We start from the raw sequence: 19,255 nt of genomic DNA on the forward strand, positions 1-19,255 counted from the left end.
AAGTTTTTTTTGATCTTTGTCAAAGTTTAAAACTTTGACAAAGATCAATAGCTTAACTCTTCGATCTGCAGTAACACAAAAAAACTTTGCTTGCTTGGGGTAAAACCACAAAAGCAAAAACCTGAAACTTGAAACCTGAAACTAAAAAAACTATTCCTTTGCCGGTTTAAAAACCAATTTAGTTGATATTTTTATAATCTCATCTTTATTCAATTTCATTTTTCTGAATTTACCTTCATTATACATTTCTGCCTGATCATCATAATGTTTACTAAACGGATTTCCTGATTGCCCGGTTGGCAAGATACTCCAGCTATTTTCTATATCCGAGAAATCAACAACTCTTCGGGTTGACGGTCCGCCTTTTACATAATATTTACCTTCTTTATTAAATCCGAAGAATTGATTGTTTATTACTTCATTAGATCCCGGAGCTGCAAATGGCCCTACGTCAAAAAGCCTGCGTAATGCTGCTATTTTCCCTAATGGATGTTCATGTTCTACAGTATGTACTTTTCCCCAATTCCAATCAGCAACCTGATCTCCTAATTGTTCCTGGAGTTCTTTTACAGATTGATGAAATGATGTTGAGACAATTTCGGTTCTGGTTTCTTTTACATTTTTGGTTTTAATATTATCCCACCAAACCGAATTTTTATTCTCAATTTGTCTGGCTATTATTTGTTTCCCTAAACTGGTTCCTAAAAAAAGATTAAAATTATCCTCTCCCATTTCATCTTCAAAAGTGTTTTTTAGATATAAATAAATCCATTTATTATAAATCGTTGGGGCAAGATCTTCAAGATTATTCGTTCCTTTCCATGATTTTAAAACCTTAATTACTTCTTTTTCTTTTGCTGAAAGCGAAGCCGTGTTTACATTCGAAATCAAACTCTGAACCACGCCCGGAGAAACTGGCGAAGTATTATCAAAAATCATTTTACTAATCGCTTCTTTGTCCCAATCTGATTTAGCATCCATTAAAGCAGAAATTCTTTTGGCACGATCTTCCGGCAAATAATAACCCGGATATAAATAACCATCAATCGCTTCAGGCTGATTATTTGCTGAGTAAACATATCCCCATTTTGGATTTTCGGCAGATGGATTTTTAGAGAAATCTAAATATTCTTTAATATCATCTTTACCGCTTGCTCCATCTAGTATTAAAAAAGAATTTACACCTTTATCATGTTTATAAAGTGTTCCCGTCGCCCACCAGGCTACATTTCCTTTGGCATCGCCATACATTACATTCAATCCCGGTGCAGCAACCAATTGAACTGCTTTCCTGAAATCTTCTTTATTTTTAGCATGCGATAATCCGTAAACGGCATCAAGTATCTGAATAGGCTGTTGGGTATAAATCCACGACATTGCGATAGGATTTTTTCTATCCAATCGTTCTAACAAATCATTCATTATAGATCCGTGTCGGCTTGATTTTACAGTAAGAACGACATCAGAAGTATCTTTTACCTTAATTGTTTTTTTTCTGGTTTCATAAGCTGCAAAACCCATTGGTGTCTGATATTGATTTGAATCTCCTGCTTTATCCTTTTCCTGATAAAAATCGATATCATCATTTTCAAACATGGTTAATCCGTAAGCATACTCACGGTTATGTGCCAATAACGGATATGGAGTTCCAGCCAGATAACAGCCATATAATTCAAACTCTGGCGTAATTAGATGCGCCTCGTACCAAGTTGCAGGCTGAGAAAATCCGATATGGGGATCATTGGCAAAAATCACTTTTCCGCTTTTGGTTTTATTTGGTCCTGCAACCCAACTGTTACTTCCCACAAATGGCGGAATTGGTGAATTGTCCAACAATGCTGCTACAGATTTTGCGATTGAGGTATATTCTTCAATATTTTCTTTTGAACTTTTAATTTGTGTGGTATTAAACTCGCCTTCAATTCCTAAATCTTTCAAATATTCAGCTCCATATTTATTTCGAATATCAGTTAATAAAGGATCTGTTTTTTGAGCCATTGCAAAGCTAAAAGACATATATCCAAAAATATTATAAACATCTTTTATCGTAAATTTTTCTTTTTTAACGCCCACCAAAGTAAATTCAACTGGCGTGGTTCCTTGTTCTAAATATTGATTAATCCCGTCTAGATAAGCCATTGTCATTTTATAACTCTGACTATTTTTATCCAGTTTCGCAATGGCTTTCGCCGAAGCTTCCTCGATACCAATTCCGGAGAAAAATTTATCATTTTTAAGCGCTACAGATCCAAAAATCTCAGATAACCTTCCCGGTGCAATTCGGCGTAACAATTCCATTTGCCATAATCTTTCCTGAGCATGAACATATCCTAAAGCGGTCATTGCATCTTTTTCAGAATTGGCATAAATATGAGGAACTCCAAAATCATCAAAATATACAGTGGTTTCTTTTTGGATGTTTTTAAGTTGTACCTCACCTTCATATTTGGGTTTTAAATGAAAGATATAGGCGCATAAACCAATTCCAAGAACAACAATCAATAATAATAAAACCAGCAGAATTTTTTTTATTTTTCTCATATTCAAAATAAGTATAATGATAAAGGAATCTGTAATGATATAACTTTAAGATTAAATCGTGTAAAAAACATCATTTTTTAAAGTCTAAATTTATGTATTTAAAATCAATACAATAAATGTCAATCTACAAAAAAATAGCGATAGGTATAATTTCTGTGTTTCTTTTTGTCATTTTAGTCAATATTGGTCTCAATTATTGGATAAAAAAGCAATTACCCATAATTATAAACGAAAAAAATAAGACGGAATATAACATTCAATATGAAAAAATTGAAGTTTCGCTTATTTCCCGAAATATAAACGCTACAACATTATTAGTAAGTCCAAAAAACCAACCAAAAGATAGTAAAAATGGGCTTTTTTCTAAAATCGAATCGATCAATATTAAACACTTTAATATTTGGGATCTTGCTTTTCATGATGTTATTCAGGCCGAAAGTATCATCATCAATAAGCCCAGGGTAATTTTATACAAAAAAGGTGAGAAACTTTTAAATAACAGCAAAAGTATAAAGAGCCAGATTATCGAGCCGTTTCGCAAAATTGTCGCGGTTTCGAATATTTATCTAAATGAAGGGACAATCGATGTTGTTTCTTTAGATAGCAACAAACCAATTCTAAGCATCAGGAAAATCATTTTAAAACTTGAAGGCATTCTGCTTACAAATGCTACTTTAAAAGAAAAGATTCCTATGCATTTTGATAAATATGTGTTGGTATGTGATAGTTTATATTACAAACCAAGCGCATTTTATACTATGACGATTGGACAAATAAGTACAGAAAATAATTTTTTAAAGATTAAGAAATTTGCTTATTTACCGGAATTCAGCCGTAAAGTATTTGTGAGTAAATTAGATAAGGAAAAAGACATTTATACTATTAAATTAGATTCGGCACACATCGAAAAAATGGATTGGGGGTTCAAAAATGATCTTTTTTTCTTTAAAGCAAACTCCCTTATCGCTAATCATGTAGATGCCAATATTTACCGCAATAAAATTCCGAAAGATGATTTGAGCAAAAAATATCTTTACAATCATTTATTACGAAAAATTAAATTTCCTCTTGAAATAGATACCATACAAATTTTAAAATCGAAACTGGTATATGAGGAAGAAATTGATTTCTCGAAAGGTCCAGGAATTTTAAATTTTGATCGTTTTAATATGCAGGTAACGAATCTAAAAAGCGGTTTTGGCCTAAAAAAAATGGCCGATGTAAAGATCAAAGTCAATTGCCTCTTCATGAAAACATCTCCTCTTGATGTCGACTGGAATTTTAATGTTCTGAGTCTGAATGACACCTTTCATATTCAGGGAACGATCTCTAATTTTAATGTAGTTGCAATGGAAAGGTTTACAAAACCTTATATAAACACTACATTTAGCGGAAAATTCAATAAATATCATTTTAATTTTTATGGAAATGATAATACTGCAAAAGGAAATGCAACACTGGATTACGAAGATCTAAAAGTAAAATTATTTAAAAAGAAAAATCGTGAGAAAGAAGCAAAATTAAAAACTGCAGTTGCTAATTTATTGCTTAAAAATGATTCGAATGATGAAACCAAAAAGGCAGATGTAGAATTAGATCGAATCCAGGAAAAATCATTCTATAACTTTCTCTGGAGAAGCATAGCCGAATCTTTAAAGAAGATTTTGATTTAAAGCTATTCCAGACAATCTTGTCATTTAGACGGAGGAGAAATCTTCGCAAGAAACTGACACAATCAAAATCGCCAATCTTTGCAGAGCTACTTGCGAAGATTTCTCATTCTTCGAAATGACAAAAACAAGACTAATTCGTGGCAAAAAACATCACCTAACATTTTACAAACCTGACAATTATCAGGTTTTAAGTAATTTCTTTTTCCAAAATTTGCTTTTATTTTTAATTTAAAAACAAATGACAAAACCACCTTTACACACTTTTCATATTCCTGTAATGGGGCTTGCCTATACTATCGACAGCCCAATTCGAGTGGCACAATACGGTATTTCGTCTGTGGTTTCTATTGCTGATGATGATCTTATTGAAAAGATGCGTAACTTTTACAGCACCAAATTCAATATTCCTTATGAGGAAATAAGTCAAAAATTTCACGACTACAGAGCCGAAAGAATTACTTCATATCTTAATCTAGTTGATAAAATCGTAAAAGAAAAGTTCGAAAGTTTTAAAACCGAATTAATAGAAAGCAAAGCAGCCGTAGAAAATTATATCACAATGTTACCCAATACATCAGATATAAAAAAAGGCTTCCAGAATTTATTAGACGATGGAATCTCTTTTAAAGAAAACATACAAAATTATATCGAATCGCATCTTTCTCCAGGATTGATTGATGTGAATATCATGACCAAACTGGACAAAGATAATTTTGAAAAAAACGAACAACTCCCAATTGAATTTAATGATGCTCATGCTGCACTAAGAGGATTTGCAAAAAGTAATCTTGAATCTTCTGTCGTACTTTCTGCAGGAATGAATCCAAGGTTATTTAGCTATTTTGAGAATTTTTCAGATTTTTTCCCGAATCTAAATAACGAGCTTAAAAAGAAAATTATTTTAAAAGTAAGTGACTTTAGATCAGCGATGATTCAGGGAAACTTTTTAGCTAAAAAAGGACTTTGGGTTTCTGAATATCGTATTGAATCCGGATTAAATTGTGGCGGTCATGCTTTTGCTACTGACGGACTTTTGTTAGGTCCAATATTAGAAGAATTTAAACAAAAAAAGGATCAGCTAGTGCAATCAGCACATGAGCTGATGACAAAAGTATTACAGCAAAAACAAATTTATGCACCAAAAAATCCTTTACCTCTTAAAATAACGGTTCAAGGCGGTGTAGGAACTTCTGAAGAACATGAATTTTTATTAGAAAACTACAAAGTAGATTCTGTAGGCTGGGGAACGCCTTTTTTACTGGTTCCCGAAGCTACTTCTGTAGATAAAGCAACACGGGAATTATTAATGAATGCAAAAGAAGAAGATTTATATCTTAGTCATATTTCGCCATTGGGAGTTCCTTTTAACACTTTAAGAGGAACAACGAATGAAATTTTGAAACAAAAAAGAATAGAACAAAATAAGGCCGGAAGTTCCTGCCCTAAAAAATTTCTTGCTTTAAGTAAAGAATACGATCCACACGGAATATGTACGGCTTCTAAAAAATTTCAAGATCATAAGCTTGAAGAATTAGAAAACGTAAAAAATACGATGTCAGAACTGGCATTCGAAAAAGCAAAATTCGCCATTACAGAGAAATCATGTTTATGTGTAGGTTTAGCAAATGCTTCCTATTTAGAGAATGATATTAAAATAAAAGGACAAGCGCAGGGAGTTGTTATATGTCCCGGCCCAAATATGGCCTATTTTGACCAAGAAGTTTCTTTGGCTCATATGTTGGGTCATATTTATGGAAACAAATCGATTCTGCGAACGGAAAACAGACCAAATTTATTTGTCAAGGAATTAAAAATGTATGTGGATTATTTTAGGAATGAAATCGAAAATAATTCAGGGGAAATTACCAATTCTCAACTAAAAAAATGGAATACTTTTAGAACCAATATTCTGGAAGGAATTGAATATTATAATACTTTATTTTCTCCTGCTTTATATTTTAAAGAGGATTTAAATAAAATTAAAAAGGATTTTGAATTTTATAAATTAGAATTATCTAAAATACAAATCCCAATTTTAGAATTAGCTTAAAACACAAAACCCCGATTTAAATTAAATCGGGGTTTTTATTTATATAGAAATTGTTCTATTCTTTTTTCTTTTTGCTATCGATAACAGCACCAGTTCCAGTTCCTAAAGCAGCACCTGCTAAACCACCAATAATAGCACCTTCTCCTTTTTTCTTACTTACAATTGCTCCTGTTGCAGCACCAACTCCTGCACCAATTACAGCACCTTTAGCAGTAGCACTCCATCCTTTTTTCTTTTGTGTAGTTGTTGTAGTCGAAGTTCCGTCTGCTTGTTGTTGGTGTACTACCACAACTTTTTGAGATTCTACTTTCTGTTGTTCTACTTTTTGCTGTTCTTTAATATTAGCCATTTCCGTTTTCATTGAATCAAGAACTCTTTGTTTATCAATTTCCACTTTCATTGAATCAATGCTAGCTTGTTTTGCTTTATTTAATTGTTCTTTTCCTTGATTTTGACAAGAAACTATTGATAAAGCGGCGAATAATATATATAAGGCTTTCATGATTATTGTAGTTTAAAATTATTACACTACAAATTAAAGAAGATTTCTTTTGTTGATGTTACATGATTCAGGTTAATGGTTACAGAATTTAAAGATCACACTTAAAAATTAGACCCAGATGAAACGAATTGCTAAAGCAAAACGCGGATTTAAAGCGGATTATTTTTAAGTCGATGCCTAAAAATAATCTCGCAAAATCGCAGAGCCGCAAAGTTTAATTTAGCCACAGATTAAAGGATCAAAATGATTAAAAAAATCTGCTTAAATCATTTAAATCTGCGTGAAACAAAAAACTTTGCGCCTTCGCGTCTTTGCGAGATTAATTTACTTTTACTTTCCTAAAATTCCTTTTTTAAGGATTTGGCCAAAGTCATACATATCTTCATAAGAACAATATAATGGAACCGGAGCCAGACGAATTACATTTGGTTCACGCCAATCTGTAATTACTCCGTTTTTCATTAAATAATCAAATAGACTTCTTCCTTCTCCGTGTAAAAAAACAGATAATTGTGAAGCTCTTTCTTCAGGGTTTGAAGGTGTAATGATTTCAAAATTACCTGACACTTCTTTATCGATTTCATGTAAAATAAATTCTAAGTATGAAGTAATATGATCTCTCTTTTTTATCAAAGCATCCATACCAACCTCAGCAAACATTTCTACAGATGCTAAATAAGGTGCTAAAGAAAGTACCGGCAGATTACTAATTTGCCAGCCATCAGCTCCGTGAACGGGATCAAAATTTGGCTCCATTTTAAAACGGCGTTCTTTATTGTGTCCCCACCAACCTGCAAATCTTGGTAAATCCGGATTATTGTGATGCTTTTCGTGTACGAAACAACCGGAAGCATTTCCCGGCCCTGAATTCATGTATTTATAACTGCACCAGGCAGCAAAATCTACATTCCAGTTATGAAGTTCCAATTTGATGTTTCCCGCAGCGTGCGCCAGATCCCAACCCACTTTTGCGCCTGCTTTTTGCCCGGCTTCGGTAATGGTTTTAATATCGAAAACTTGTCCGGTATAATAATTTACTCCACCAATTAAAACTAAAGCCAGTTCATCACCAACTTCTTCAATTTTTGCCAAAACATCTTCAAGACGAATATTGTGTTCGCCTTCACGACGTTTGATTTCAACTATGGCATCTTCTGTTTTATATCCATGAAAATGTACCTGACTTTGAAACATATATTGATCTGATGGAAATGCTTTTTCCTCGCAAATAATTTTATAACGTTTGCCTTTTGGCTGATAAAAAGAAACCATCAATAAATGAAGATTTACCGTCAGAGTATTCATTACCGTAACTTCTGATGGCAATGCTCCAACAATTTTACTCAATGGTTCAGCGAATCTTTCCTGATAATCCCACCATGGTTTTTGAGCATAAAAATGACCTTCTACAGCAAGATCTGCCCAATCGTTCATTACTTCGTCAATGTATGCTTTAGTTCGTTTTGGCTGTAAGCCTAAGGAATTCCCTGTGAAATAAATTACGCGTTTGTCATTTACTTTAGGAAATATAAACTGATCCTGATAATGATTTAATGTGTCTTGCGAATCAAGCTCTCGTGCGAATTCACGTGTATTTTGAAAAGTCATTGTATTTGTTTTGATGCGTAAAAATAGGAAATGTTTTTTTGTTTCAAGTTTCAGGTTTCAAGTTTAACGTTCTGTAAAACTTGAAACCTGAAACAAAAAAAACTTGAAACCAGTTTTAAATAAAAAAACCCGTCATCACTGACAGGTTTTATATTTATTTTAAATATCTAATATTAGATAATTAACATTGCATCTCCGTAAGAATAGAATTTGTATTCTTCTTTGATTGCTTCGTCGTATGCACGTTTCATTAAATCATGTCCACAGAAAGCAGAAATCATCATTAATAATGTTGATTTTGGTGTGTGAAAATTTGTAATCATACAGTTTGCAATACTAAAATCGTGAGGAGGGAAAATAAATTTATTTGTCCAACCTTCATAAGGATTCAAAGTATTTTGAGATGAAACTGAACTTTCGATAGCACGCATCGAAGTTGTTCCAACAGCACAAATACGTTTTTTGTTTGCCTTGGCAGCATTTACAATATCGCAAGCTTCTTGTTTGATAATCAATTCTTCAGAATCCATTTTGTGCTTAGATAAATCTTCAACCTCAACCGGGTTAAAAGTTCCTAAACCAACGTGAAGTGTAACTTCAGCAAAGTTGATTCCTTTGATTTCCAGTTTTTTCAAAAGATGTTTTGAGAAGTGTAAACCTGCTGTTGGTGCCGCTACAGCTCCTTCTTCTTTTGCGTAGATTGTTTGATATCTTTCAGCATCTTCTGCTGTTACTTCTCTACTGATGTATTTAGGAATTGGAGTTTCTCCAAGTTCTGTCAATTTGTTTCTGAATTCTTCATAAGAACCGTCATATAAAAAACGTAAAGTTCTACCACGAGAAGTTGTGTTGTCGATTACCTCAGCAACTAACGAATCGTCATCACCAAAATAAAGTTTGTTTCCGATACGGATTTTACGAGCCGGATCAACTAAAACGTCCCAAAGACGTTGTTCTGAATTTAATTCTCTTAATAAGAAAACTTCAATTCTTGCTCCTGTTTTTTCTTTGTTTCCGTACAAACGTGCAGGGAAAACTTTTGTATTGTTAAGAATCAAAACGTCTCCGTCATCAAAATAATTGATAACATCTTTAAACATTTTGTGCTCTATAGTTTGTTTTTGACGATCGATCACCATTAAACGAGATTCGTCTCTGTTTTCTGCCGGGAATTCTGCTAAAAGTTCTTTCGGTAAATTAAATTGAAAATGTGATAATTTCATTTGAGAAAGTTATGAGTTATAGATTTTCAATCAGGATTATTTGAAGACCTGATTTTTAATCGTGTGCAAATATACGACTGTGAGATAGGCGTTGTCAAGTGTTTTGACGTTTATTTTCAAAAGTCGCTGATTTAGTGGTGTTTTGGTGAGATAAAAAAATGGGATTTCACCATATAAGTGATATAAGTTCATTTAAATTAGGAATCTTTAAAAATTGCTGGTGTTTTTATTTGACTAAATCCGGGCAGTTTGCGCATAAAAAAACCTCCAGTTAAAACTGGAGGCTATTCAAATTATGCTTATTTAATGAACTTATATCACTTATATGGTTTAAACCTATAATTCTGAAACTTGGAAATTTAAAGCTTTTAAGTCATTCCAGAAATCAGGGTATGATTTAGAAACTACCTCAGCATCTTCGATAATGATAGGTACTTTTAAAGCCAAAGGTGCAAATGCCATTGCCATACGGTGATCGTTGTAAGTTCCTATTTTTATATTATGATTAATATTTTCTGAAGCTACCAGAGTCAGACTATCATTCGTTACCGAGATATTGGCTCCTAATTTTGTCAACTCAATTCGAAGGGCTTCAAGTCTGTCCGTTTCTTTAATTTTTAAGGTATGAAGACCTGTTAAATGACAGCCAATTCCTAAACCTAAACAAGTTACTACAATTGTTTGTGCAATATCAGGTGTATTGTTTAACTCGAAGTTTACCGTTTCGTATTTAAAATTCTCTTGTTTTACCAACGTCATTTTATTGTCCTGAAAAGTAGTCTGAACTCCTAACTTTTCATAAAGAGAAACTAATTCAGAATCTCCTTGTAAACTATTTTCTTTGTAACTGCTTAAAGTGATAGAAGCTGTATCTGCCAAAGCAACTAAACTAAAAAAGTACGATGCCGAACTCCAATCTGATTCTACCACCATTTCTTTTGAAGCTACTCCAGCTTTTGGATAAACTTTAATCACGTTTTCTTCAAAACTAGTCTGAATGTCTAAATCGTTTAGCAAAGCCAAGGTCATTTTGATATACGGAATCGAAGTAATTTCTCCCTCTAAAGTCAGCTCTAAACCATTTTCTAATTTTGAAGCGATTAATAAAAGTGCGGAAATATACTGGCTGCTTACATTTGCTGCCAAAGTAACTTTTGAAGCGGTTACTTTTTTTCCTTTAATTCTAATTGGCGGATAACCTTCTTCTTTTTCATAAGAAATCTCAACTCCCAATTGTCCCAAAGCTTCTACTAAAATTTTTATAGGACGTTCCTGCATTCTGCCTGAACCTGTCATCACTACTTCGCGTCCTTCATTTACGGCAAAATAAGCTGTCAGGAAACGCATTGCCGTTCCTGCATGATGAATGTCTACAATCTCATCATTCCCAATCAAGGCTTTTTGCATTACCTCGCTATCATCAGAGTTTGAAGTATTAGAAAGTGTAATATTTGGAAACAATGCTTTTAATAACAATAAACGATTCGTTTCGCTTTTTGATCCTGTTACTGCAATTTGTCCTTTTAAGTTATGTTGAGTTGTTTGAAGTAGTAAATTCATTTTTTTAATTATAAGTTGTAAATTTTGAATTATGATTAGAAACGTAATTCGCCACGCAATTTACCACTCCACATTCATAATTCAAAATTCAAAACTCATAATTCAAAACTTATAAGTGATATTTCACAATTATTTCAATTTATCATTGTTTTTATGACGGTCTTTATCGCGAACTGATTTTAAATCCATTTTTTTATCAAAAGCGGCTTGCAAATCTATTCCGGTTTGGTTGGCAAGACATAAAACAACAAAAACAACATCAGCTAATTCTTCGCCTAAATCTTTATTTTTATCACTTTCTTTCTCGGATTGCTCACCATATCTGCGGGCAATAATTCTGGCTACTTCTCCTACCTCTTCTGTAAGTTGTGCCATATTTGTAAGCTCATTAAAATAGCGAACACCGTGTTCTTTTATCCAGGTATCGACATCAAGTTGTGCATTTTTCAAGTCCATAGTTATATTTTTTTAAGAACAATTTTTTCATTTTGACTCATAATCATTTTCTGGAAAAGTTCTTTTAATCCATTATATTGATCTGCTGCAAAAATACTATTGTTAATTTCTTTTAAACTACTTATTTGAATTTTGTTTTCTTCTCCCGATATATTTAATACATAAACAATCTCTTTGTTTTCTGATGAAATCTTAATTGGAGATGGCAAAGATTCTATAGCATATCCATCCGGAATTTCTATATTTAAATTGAATTTTTCCTGAGTTGGATAACCAAAATAAATCGGCATTTGTCTCACTTCCTGAGTAAAAGGATTTTTACTTCTTGTAAAAAACAACAACGGATTTACAAAAATTTTGTTTCCAATTATTTCTACTCTATTGTCTGATACGAAAGAGAAGGTTTCTATTACAGGATCTGATAGATTCGTTTTCTTATTTTCAATTGTGTAATTAGAAATTTTCAGATCCCCCAATTGTTCTTCTAATTTTTCGAGATAATTGTCTTGATTTTTATTGGCATTTTCAATTCTAAAGTGATAAGCATCATAATCTGTTCTTTGAATTCTGATTTTACCTTCTATTTTGCCCAGATTATCTATTTTAACAACTAAGTTTGAAAACTCTTTTGATGCTTTATCAGGAACCAGATTTATTTCTTGCGAAGTTCCATCATCTTTAATGAGTCTCCCTCTCCAGTTTAAAACATTTAAAGGCAAAACTCCTGGATAAGTAAATTTATGGCTGGCGTCTAACAAAATTTGTTTTCCATCGATTTCAGCAGCTGCAATTACATAATTAAATCCTGTTCTTGTGGGGTAAACAGGAACTCCGTTTTCTATTGTACTCACTAAAACCGGACCTACATCTATTCCTGCCAATTTTAACATGTTGATCAAAATAAAATTGATTTCAGCTACATTTCCCGTTTGATCGGCATACGCCTTTTTAACTCCTTTATCTGTAAAACAATCATTTACTTCATTCCAGTTCATTTTGTTTTGAATGAATTTAAAAATGATATTCAGCCGTTCATTTTTAGACTCAACATTAGTCAATAATCGTTTAACATCTTCTAACAAAAAATCACTTTGATTTAGTTCTTTTCCAAAATTTTCATTTTTAAAAATATTGGTTGCCACGCCTTCCCATGTCATGGTATAATCTTTTACAGGCTGATCCGGATAACGAACCCTTTCTAGTTCATGCTGAACAGACCCTCTGTAGTTATCTATATTATCCACATAAGGCTCTTTTGTTAATGCGGAAATATCTTTTCCTTTATAAAAAGCACTTATTTGTTTATACGAAATGCCTTTTGATCTGTTATATTCATCTTCAAAACTTTGACTACCATTAGTGAGTTTTGAATCTGTTTCGACTTTATGCCCTCCAATCAAAATTGGTTTATAAATATAATATTCCGGAATATCTGTTTTATATTCGAAATAATTGATCGGAATATCATACTGGAAATCAAAATCCGGTAATTTTACTACATTTTCAGATTTCAATATATATCTGTATTCGATTATCGAACCTGCTTTTACGTTTGGCAACGTGATTGTTTTTTCATTCCAAAACTCATTTACTTTTTTCTTAAAAGTCCCCTGATTATCCAGTTTTGTTTTTACAATCGATCCATTTTCTAAATTATAAGTAACGGCGTTCGAAAACTCTAAACGGTCTTCGCTCATCGTTTGATAACCAACGTAAAAACGTACTTTTTGATCAGCCCATTTTAGTCCTTCTTTCTTATAAATTTTAATTTTAAATTCATAGAGATGATTCGCTGAAAAACCTTTGTCTTTATCAAACGTATAAAAAGTCTTTCCTTTTTTAAATAATATTGTTGCTGGCGCTGTACTATCTTTTGGATTTACTTTTTCATTTAATTCAGCAATAGTAACTTTTCCTAGTTCATAGTTTTGAGCTTTGACTTTTGAAAATCCTAAAAACAAAAAAATAATTATAATTAAGCTCTGAAACTTCATATTATATTCTTTTTAAAACAATTTTCTCAGATTGTTTTGCGATCATCCCTTTATAATATTCTTTAAGCATCTCATATTGCTCTGTAGAAACTATCGCTTCATTAATTTGGTGCTGAACACTTAATTGTAATGAATTACCATTTGCCCCGATATTAAATTTAAATACACCTAAATTATCCTGCATATTGATAACTGCCGGGGCTGGCAATGTTTCAACCATAAATCCTTCAGGGATTTGAATTGTAATATTATATCTGCTTGTAAAAGGAAATCCGAAATCTACTGGATATTCCCTAGTCTCTTGCTTAAATGGATTTTTTTCGTTTGCAAAGAATAACATTGGACTAACATATATTTTTCCTCCTATTATTTCGCATAAGTTATTACCCGTAAATGAATACGTTTCTATAACTGGCAACAAAATTTCTTTTTCATTTGCTCTTGAATAATCGGTAATTTCAATCTTATTATTTTGATTTTCGAGCTTTTCTAAATATTCTTCTTCTTTTACACTATCTATATTATCTCTTGTTATCAAAGCTTGATAATCCCCTAATTGTCTTCTGGTTTTTCCTGTTATTTTTCCTTCGGGGTTAATTCTATAATTCAGAGTTATATTATCAATCGATGCTTTTTTTGGCATCAAATCTACTTCTTCAGAACTTCCGTCTTTTCTAATCAATCTTCCTGACCAGTTCAAAGCTCTAAAGGGTAAAACATTTGGAGTTGAAAATTTATCAGAAGCGTCTAATAAAATATTTCCGTTTGGAGTTTCAACTGCCGCAATCACATAATTAAAAGCAGTTCTATTTGGAAAAATTGCAATTCCGTTAGAACGTGTACTTACCAAAACCGGGTTTGCTGTCAAACCTGCATAACGTAACATAGCGGTAAGCATTAAATTTATGTCAGCAATATTTCCTGACTTTTCTTTGTATGCTCTTTTAACTCCTTTATCACAACTATATCCAAAATAATCATTCCATTTTACTCTTGATTTTACATAATTTAAAATAATGATTATTTTTTCATCAGCATTATTAACTCCTGATAGTAATGCATTTAAATCATCTTCAAAATAGCCTGTTTTATTTAACTCTGGACCAAAATCATCATAACTATAAATCGTTTTTACTACCGAATTCCAATCAGTAGAATACATTTTCTTCTCACCTTTAAAATTGGTTATCATTGATAATTCATGTTGAACACCTGAAACATAATTATCGATATTATTGACATATACTTCCTCTTTTATTGCAGGAAAATCGATTGCCAAATATGTCGTTTTAGTTTCTATATAGTCAAACTTATCTGAAGCATACTGCGTTCTCGTATCTTGTGTACCTCCCGGAATAGTTCGTTCCTTATTAGTAAGTGTTACAGTTCTGGAATTTCTCTCACTTGTAATTTTAGGAAAAACATAACCTTTTTGCTTGGTATTAAAAACATAATATTCAGGAATATACGTTATAAACTCCGAATAATTTACGGGAATGCTCGTTTGAAAACCCCATTCTCTTATCAATCTGTCTGTTGGACTTTTAATGGTATATCTAAACTCAATTACCGATCCTTCTTTAACATTAGGCATCGTTATCTTTTTAAGCCTTCTAAATTTATCTACGCCTTCATCGAAAACACCTTCACTTTTCAGTTTTGTCTTTTCTATTTTTCCTCCTACCAGATTATAAGTTACTGCATCCGTAAAAGTTACTTTTTCAGGTAAATTAATTGTATTGTAATACCAAAGACCTTGATTTGCCCAATTGTAACCTTCTTTTTTATAAATTTTAATTCTGGTCTCAACATCGGTCAAGGTAACAAAACCATCTTTTACATCATATTCTATTCTGGTTTCTCCTTTTTTATACAATATAGCAGCTGCAGCTGATGAATCTTTAGGATGCACTTTTTGCTCTAATTCAGCAATAGATACTTTTCCTAATTTAAATTCCTGTGCTGTTGCATTTGTAATAAGCAACAATAGAAGTGAAAGACTAAAAAGTTTGGTAATTTTCATTTGATTGATTAGTTCTTGGTTAATATAATTTTAGCATTGTCGTTTCTTGAAACCTGCTCCATAAAAAGGCGGTATTCATCATATTCTTTATTAGAATATTTCCCTTTATTTAAAAACATCGAGCGTTTATACGTCAGTTTATTATTTTCTTTTTTGATGATTTCGGTTTTATATTCTCCAAATTTTCCTTTCAATTCAAAATTTGAAGGCAAAAATTCTATCGTAAAACCAGCGGGTAAATTAATTTCGATTTCATCTGTATCTAAATAGCCACGCTGAATTTCAAATGGATTTTTTCTATTTCTGATTCTTTTGACATTAACGGAACTTTGATTGAAAGCATCTACCGTAAAAATCATTTTATTACCCGAAATCACAGCATAGTTTATGGCGCTTATTTGTACATCTTCAGTAAATTGAATATTCTCTTTATTATTTAAAAGAGATATTTTTCCAAGTTTTAAATTATTGATATTACTCCAATAATTTTTGTAATGAGCTTCTTTTTCGTTTGGCTGTAATTTCTCTACTTGTATCCTTCTACCGTATTTAGACCCCTCAGATTGAATATTTATTTTACCCGAAAAACTACCATTCTCATCTATTACATAACTTCCTTGGCTAGACTGCTTATTTTTTAATGGATCGTAAATTTTTGTTCTTATTATTTCTCCACCATCAGGCTTAATAACAAGAACTTTTCTATCATCAGTAAAATTTGCTTGATATCCAAAAGGATCATTTTGATTTGTACATTCTAAAAAAACATATTCATTCTGATCTGCCACACACAAGATTACATGATTTCCTTGTATTGAAAAGAAATCCTCATCAATATCAAGCAAATCAAAATTCCCATATAACTCTGTGTAATAAGACTGCACACCTACAACGTCTAACAAAGCTCTTGTATAATTAGATAGTGCCTTACAGTCTCCATATCCTAACCGATCAACATCTGCAGCCATCATAGGTTTAAATCCGCCAATTCCCAATTGGATACTCACGTATCTAGACTTTTCCTGCATAAACTTATATACAATTTTTGCTTTCTTGATCGGATCTGATTCATTACCAACTAATCCTTTTATTTTTGCTTTTGTTTCTTCAGGTAGTATTGTTGTCTCTTTTAAAATTTTATCTGAAAACCACTTTCCATATTCCTTCCAGTTCTTTGCATTTCCATCAATTCCTTCAAGATTAAAATATTCTAAACTCATCATTACTTTTGGATACAATTGACTAAAACCTGGACTATAATCCTCAGGTTTTTGTGCTAAAATATTTTTAGTCACATACGATAATTGAGTATCTGTATCTGTAATTTTTTTAATATCAAAAACTGAAAGTTGACTTTCTTTTTTTCTAAATCCAAGATTATTAGGATACTTCACATTCAAGATGCTTTTTTCTACGCTAACAAAATAATCTTCTAAAGGATACCAGTTTGGAAAAAGAGCAGTACTTGAAGTTTCTTTCTCACTTTTGTAAACTACTGTATATGGATAAGAGATTGGAGTATATTCTAAATAAATATATCTTGCATCAGAAGCAAGTGTGGCCCCATCAACTGCACTAACATCTTTAAAATCTTTTCGTTTTATTTTTTTAATTTCATTACCTAATGCATCGTAAATCGTAGCTTCAATATTTTTAATGGAGCTTCTTTTATTATAACTATCGTGTGCATTAATTCCCCATGCTCCCTTTTCATTTAAAACTGTTACAACTCTCTCAGTCTTAATAGTCATACTCCGCTGCGAAAGAATATTTATATCAGTCTGATCTAAACGAACAACAGCATTAGCATTTTCTTTAAGACTATCTGCAATTGCAGTTACGGCATATTCACTCTTTTGAGCAGAAGAAATTAGGGAAACAAAGAAAAAAAATAATGCGAAAAAAGGTTTTTTCATTAGTAAGTAATTTCGCCAAATATATATTATTTTTAGAAATTTTTAACACTGGTCTAATGATTTTTTAATCTCTGTTTTTGCTGTCTATTAAAATCGTTACAGGCCCGTCATTCAGGAGATTAACCTTCATATCTGCACCAAAAATTCCGGTTTGTATTTTCTTATTGAATTCTTTTTCTAAAGACTGAACAAAATTCTCATACATTGGGATCGCAAAGTCTGGTTTGGCAGCTTTTATATAAGATGGACGATTCCCTTTTTTTATAGAAGCATGAAGTGTAAATTGACTTACCACAATAATATCGCCATCAACATCCTGAACAGAACAATTCATGACGTCATTCTCGTCGCCAAAAATTCTCATTTTTATGATTTTCCCAACCAGCCAATCAATATCTTCCTGAGTATCGAGATCTTCAATTCCAACTAATATTAATAAACCTTTCTGAATATCAGCTACTTTTTTTTCATCAACCGTAACTGATGCCTGAGAAACTCTTTGAATTACTATTTTCATTATAATAGAAGATATTTTGGTTTTACCACAGATTATACGAATTAAAAAGATTTTAAACTCTAACGTTACATGCACTGCAGTTCATCTCTACAATCAAACTCTGTCGATAATTTTTGATTTGGAATTTGGACTTCAAGAAATTGAGATTTGTTTTTTATTTCCTAAGTTCATCACTTGCTTTACGATCTTCATCATAAGAATCTGTACGATAATTTTCGTCATCGCCTTCTAAGATCTTCAAGTAACTGTTATAACGTGACCAGGCGATCTCGTCTCTTTCTAAAGCAGCTTTAATAGCACAATGTGGTTCTTCTTTATGCAGGCAATTATTGAATTTGCATTGATCTTTTAATTTGAAGAATTCAGGAAAATAACCGCTGATTTCTTCTTTTTCCATATCAACAATTCCGAAACCTTTAATTCCCGGTGTGTCGATGATTTTTGCATCAAAAGACAAATCATACATTTCTGCAAAAGTAGTGGTATGCTGACCTTGTTTGCTGGCCTCAGAAATGGTTTTGGTTTTAAGATGTAAAGACGGTTCCATTGCATTTACCAAAGTCGATTTACCTACTCCTGAATGTCCGGAAAACATACTTACTTTACCAATCATCATTTCTTTTAATTCCTCAACACCTTTCATTTCTGTAGAAGAAACACGAAGACATTTATACCCGATTTGCTGATATACGTATTGCATATACAATTGATCCTCCAATGTTGGTTCATCAAAAGTATCTATTTTATTAAAAACCAAGATTGTTTCGATATTATAGGCTTCGGCAGTTACCAGAAAACGATCTATAAAATTGAAGGTTGTTGGAGGATTATTAATCGTGATCAATAAAAATACACGATCAATATTCGATGCGATAATATGCATTTGATGCGATAAATTAACCGATTTACGAACGATATAATTCTTTCTTTCGTGAATATTAAAAATAGTTCCGGTTAAAGCATCAGAAGTTTCTTCGAGTTCATAATCGACAATATCGCCTACAGCAATAGGATTGGTACTTTTGATCCCTTTCATCCTAAACTTCCCTTTCATACGACATTCTATAAAACCGCCTTTTTCTGATTTTACAGTGTACCAACTTCCTGTAGATTTATATACGAGTCCTGTCATTCAAATTTTAGATTGCTGATTTTAGATTTTAGATTATTCTGAAAACTAAAAATATTAAAA

The 19,255-nt window shown here is 32.1% G+C and carries 13 protein-coding genes; 2 read left to right on the plus strand and 11 right to left on the minus strand.

Features of this window, described 5'->3' with window-relative positions:
* Nucleotides 1-150: 150 nt before the first annotated feature.
* Nucleotides 151-2,541, minus strand: coding sequence for a penicillin acylase family protein (locus RC62_RS06130; RefSeq protein ID WP_055093635.1), 2,391 nt, complete (start codon nucleotides 2,539-2,541; stop codon nucleotides 151-153).
* Between the two features lie 116 nt (nucleotides 2,542-2,657).
* On the opposite strand from RC62_RS06130, the gene RC62_RS06135 reads away from it, so the two are divergent.
* Complete coding sequence (locus RC62_RS06135) at nucleotides 2,658-4,214, plus strand: hypothetical protein (RefSeq protein ID WP_055093637.1); 1,557 nt, start codon at nucleotides 2,658-2,660, stop codon at nucleotides 4,212-4,214.
* Between the two features lie 238 nt (nucleotides 4,215-4,452).
* The gene (locus tag RC62_RS06140; protein WP_055093639.1) at nucleotides 4,453-6,264 is read left to right on the plus strand and encodes a hypothetical protein; all 1,812 of its coding nucleotides are present in this window, start codon (nucleotides 4,453-4,455) and stop codon (nucleotides 6,262-6,264) included.
* Between the two features lie 55 nt (nucleotides 6,265-6,319).
* Here RC62_RS06140 and RC62_RS06145 read toward each other — a convergent pair whose 3' ends face one another.
* From RC62_RS06145 to rsgA, 10 genes are all read right to left on the minus strand, one after another.
* Nucleotides 6,320-6,766 (minus strand): YMGG-like glycine zipper-containing protein, encoded by a 447-nt coding sequence (locus RC62_RS06145; RefSeq protein WP_055093641.1) that lies wholly within the window; start codon nucleotides 6,764-6,766, stop codon nucleotides 6,320-6,322.
* Between the two features lie 330 nt (nucleotides 6,767-7,096).
* Nucleotides 7,097-8,374: a kynureninase gene (gene kynU / locus RC62_RS06150; RefSeq protein WP_055093643.1), complete on the minus strand. Its 1,278-nt coding sequence runs from the start codon at nucleotides 8,372-8,374 to the stop codon at nucleotides 7,097-7,099.
* Nucleotides 8,375-8,547: 173 nt separating this feature from the next.
* Complete coding sequence (gene queA / locus RC62_RS06155) at nucleotides 8,548-9,597, minus strand: tRNA preQ1(34) S-adenosylmethionine ribosyltransferase-isomerase QueA (RefSeq protein ID WP_055093646.1); 1,050 nt, start codon at nucleotides 9,595-9,597, stop codon at nucleotides 8,548-8,550.
* 336 nt (nucleotides 9,598-9,933) lie between these two features.
* Complete coding sequence (locus tag RC62_RS06160) at nucleotides 9,934-11,157, minus strand: 3-phosphoshikimate 1-carboxyvinyltransferase (RefSeq protein ID WP_055093648.1); 1,224 nt, start codon at nucleotides 11,155-11,157, stop codon at nucleotides 9,934-9,936.
* Nucleotides 11,158-11,286: 129 nt separating this feature from the next.
* Nucleotides 11,287-11,613 carry a nucleotide pyrophosphohydrolase gene (locus tag RC62_RS06165; protein WP_012022600.1) on the minus strand — a complete coding sequence of 109 codons (327 nt, stop codon included), beginning with the start codon at nucleotides 11,611-11,613 and terminating at the stop codon, nucleotides 11,287-11,289.
* A gap of 2 nt (nucleotides 11,614-11,615) precedes the next feature.
* A complete protein-coding gene (locus RC62_RS06170) occupies nucleotides 11,616-13,607 on the minus strand; it encodes a DUF3857 domain-containing protein (protein WP_055093650.1) in 1,992 nt (663 codons plus the stop codon).
* Between the two features lies 1 nt (nucleotide 13,608).
* The gene (locus tag RC62_RS06175) at nucleotides 13,609-15,630 is read right to left on the minus strand and encodes a DUF3857 domain-containing protein (protein ID WP_055093652.1); all 2,022 of its coding nucleotides are present in this window, start codon (nucleotides 15,628-15,630) and stop codon (nucleotides 13,609-13,611) included.
* Nucleotides 15,631-15,638: 8 nt separating this feature from the next.
* The gene (locus tag RC62_RS06180; RefSeq protein WP_055093654.1) at nucleotides 15,639-17,546 is read right to left on the minus strand and encodes a DUF3857 domain-containing protein; all 1,908 of its coding nucleotides are present in this window, start codon (nucleotides 17,544-17,546) and stop codon (nucleotides 15,639-15,641) included.
* A gap of 64 nt (nucleotides 17,547-17,610) precedes the next feature.
* Nucleotides 17,611-18,063, minus strand: coding sequence for a D-aminoacyl-tRNA deacylase (gene dtd / locus RC62_RS06185; protein ID WP_055093656.1), 453 nt, complete (start codon nucleotides 18,061-18,063; stop codon nucleotides 17,611-17,613).
* A gap of 154 nt (nucleotides 18,064-18,217) precedes the next feature.
* A complete protein-coding gene (rsgA, locus tag RC62_RS06190) occupies nucleotides 18,218-19,195 on the minus strand; it encodes a ribosome small subunit-dependent GTPase A (protein ID WP_055093658.1) in 978 nt (325 codons plus the stop codon).
* Nucleotides 19,196-19,255: the final 60 nt, after the last annotated feature.

The organism is Flavobacterium aquidurense (genome assembly GCF_001404985.1).
GTDB classification, from domain to species: domain Bacteria; phylum Bacteroidota; class Bacteroidia; order Flavobacteriales; family Flavobacteriaceae; genus Flavobacterium; species Flavobacterium aquidurense_B.

Bases quoted from the DNA above. Each gene is read 5' to 3' on its own strand.
- RC62_RS06130 (WP_055093635.1), bottom strand. From the start codon at position 2,541: ATGAGAAAAATAAAAAAAATTCTGCTGGTTTTATTATTATTGATTGTT.
- RC62_RS06135 (WP_055093637.1), top strand. From the start codon at position 2,658: ATGTCAATCTACAAAAAAATAGCGATAGGTATAATTTCTGTGTTTCTT.
- RC62_RS06140 (WP_055093639.1), top strand. From the start codon at position 4,453: ATGACAAAACCACCTTTACACACTTTTCATATTCCTGTAATGGGGCTT.
- RC62_RS06145 (WP_055093641.1), bottom strand. From the start codon at position 6,766: ATGAAAGCCTTATATATATTATTCGCCGCTTTATCAATAGTTTCTTGT.
- kynU (WP_055093643.1), bottom strand. From the start codon at position 8,374: ATGACTTTTCAAAATACACGTGAATTCGCACGAGAGCTTGATTCGCAA.
- queA (WP_055093646.1), bottom strand. From the start codon at position 9,597: ATGAAATTATCACATTTTCAATTTAATTTACCGAAAGAACTTTTAGCA.
- RC62_RS06160 (WP_055093648.1), bottom strand. From the start codon at position 11,157: ATGAATTTACTACTTCAAACAACTCAACATAACTTAAAAGGACAAATT.
- RC62_RS06165 (WP_012022600.1), bottom strand. From the start codon at position 11,613: ATGGACTTGAAAAATGCACAACTTGATGTCGATACCTGGATAAAAGAA.
- RC62_RS06170 (WP_055093650.1), bottom strand. From the start codon at position 13,607: ATGAAGTTTCAGAGCTTAATTATAATTATTTTTTTGTTTTTAGGATTT.
- RC62_RS06175 (WP_055093652.1), bottom strand. From the start codon at position 15,630: ATGAAAATTACCAAACTTTTTAGTCTTTCACTTCTATTGTTGCTTATT.
- RC62_RS06180 (WP_055093654.1), bottom strand. From the start codon at position 17,546: ATGAAAAAACCTTTTTTCGCATTATTTTTTTTCTTTGTTTCCCTAATT.
- dtd (WP_055093656.1), bottom strand. From the start codon at position 18,063: ATGAAAATAGTAATTCAAAGAGTTTCTCAGGCATCAGTTACGGTTGAT.
- rsgA (WP_055093658.1), bottom strand. From the start codon at position 19,195: ATGACAGGACTCGTATATAAATCTACAGGAAGTTGGTACACTGTAAAA.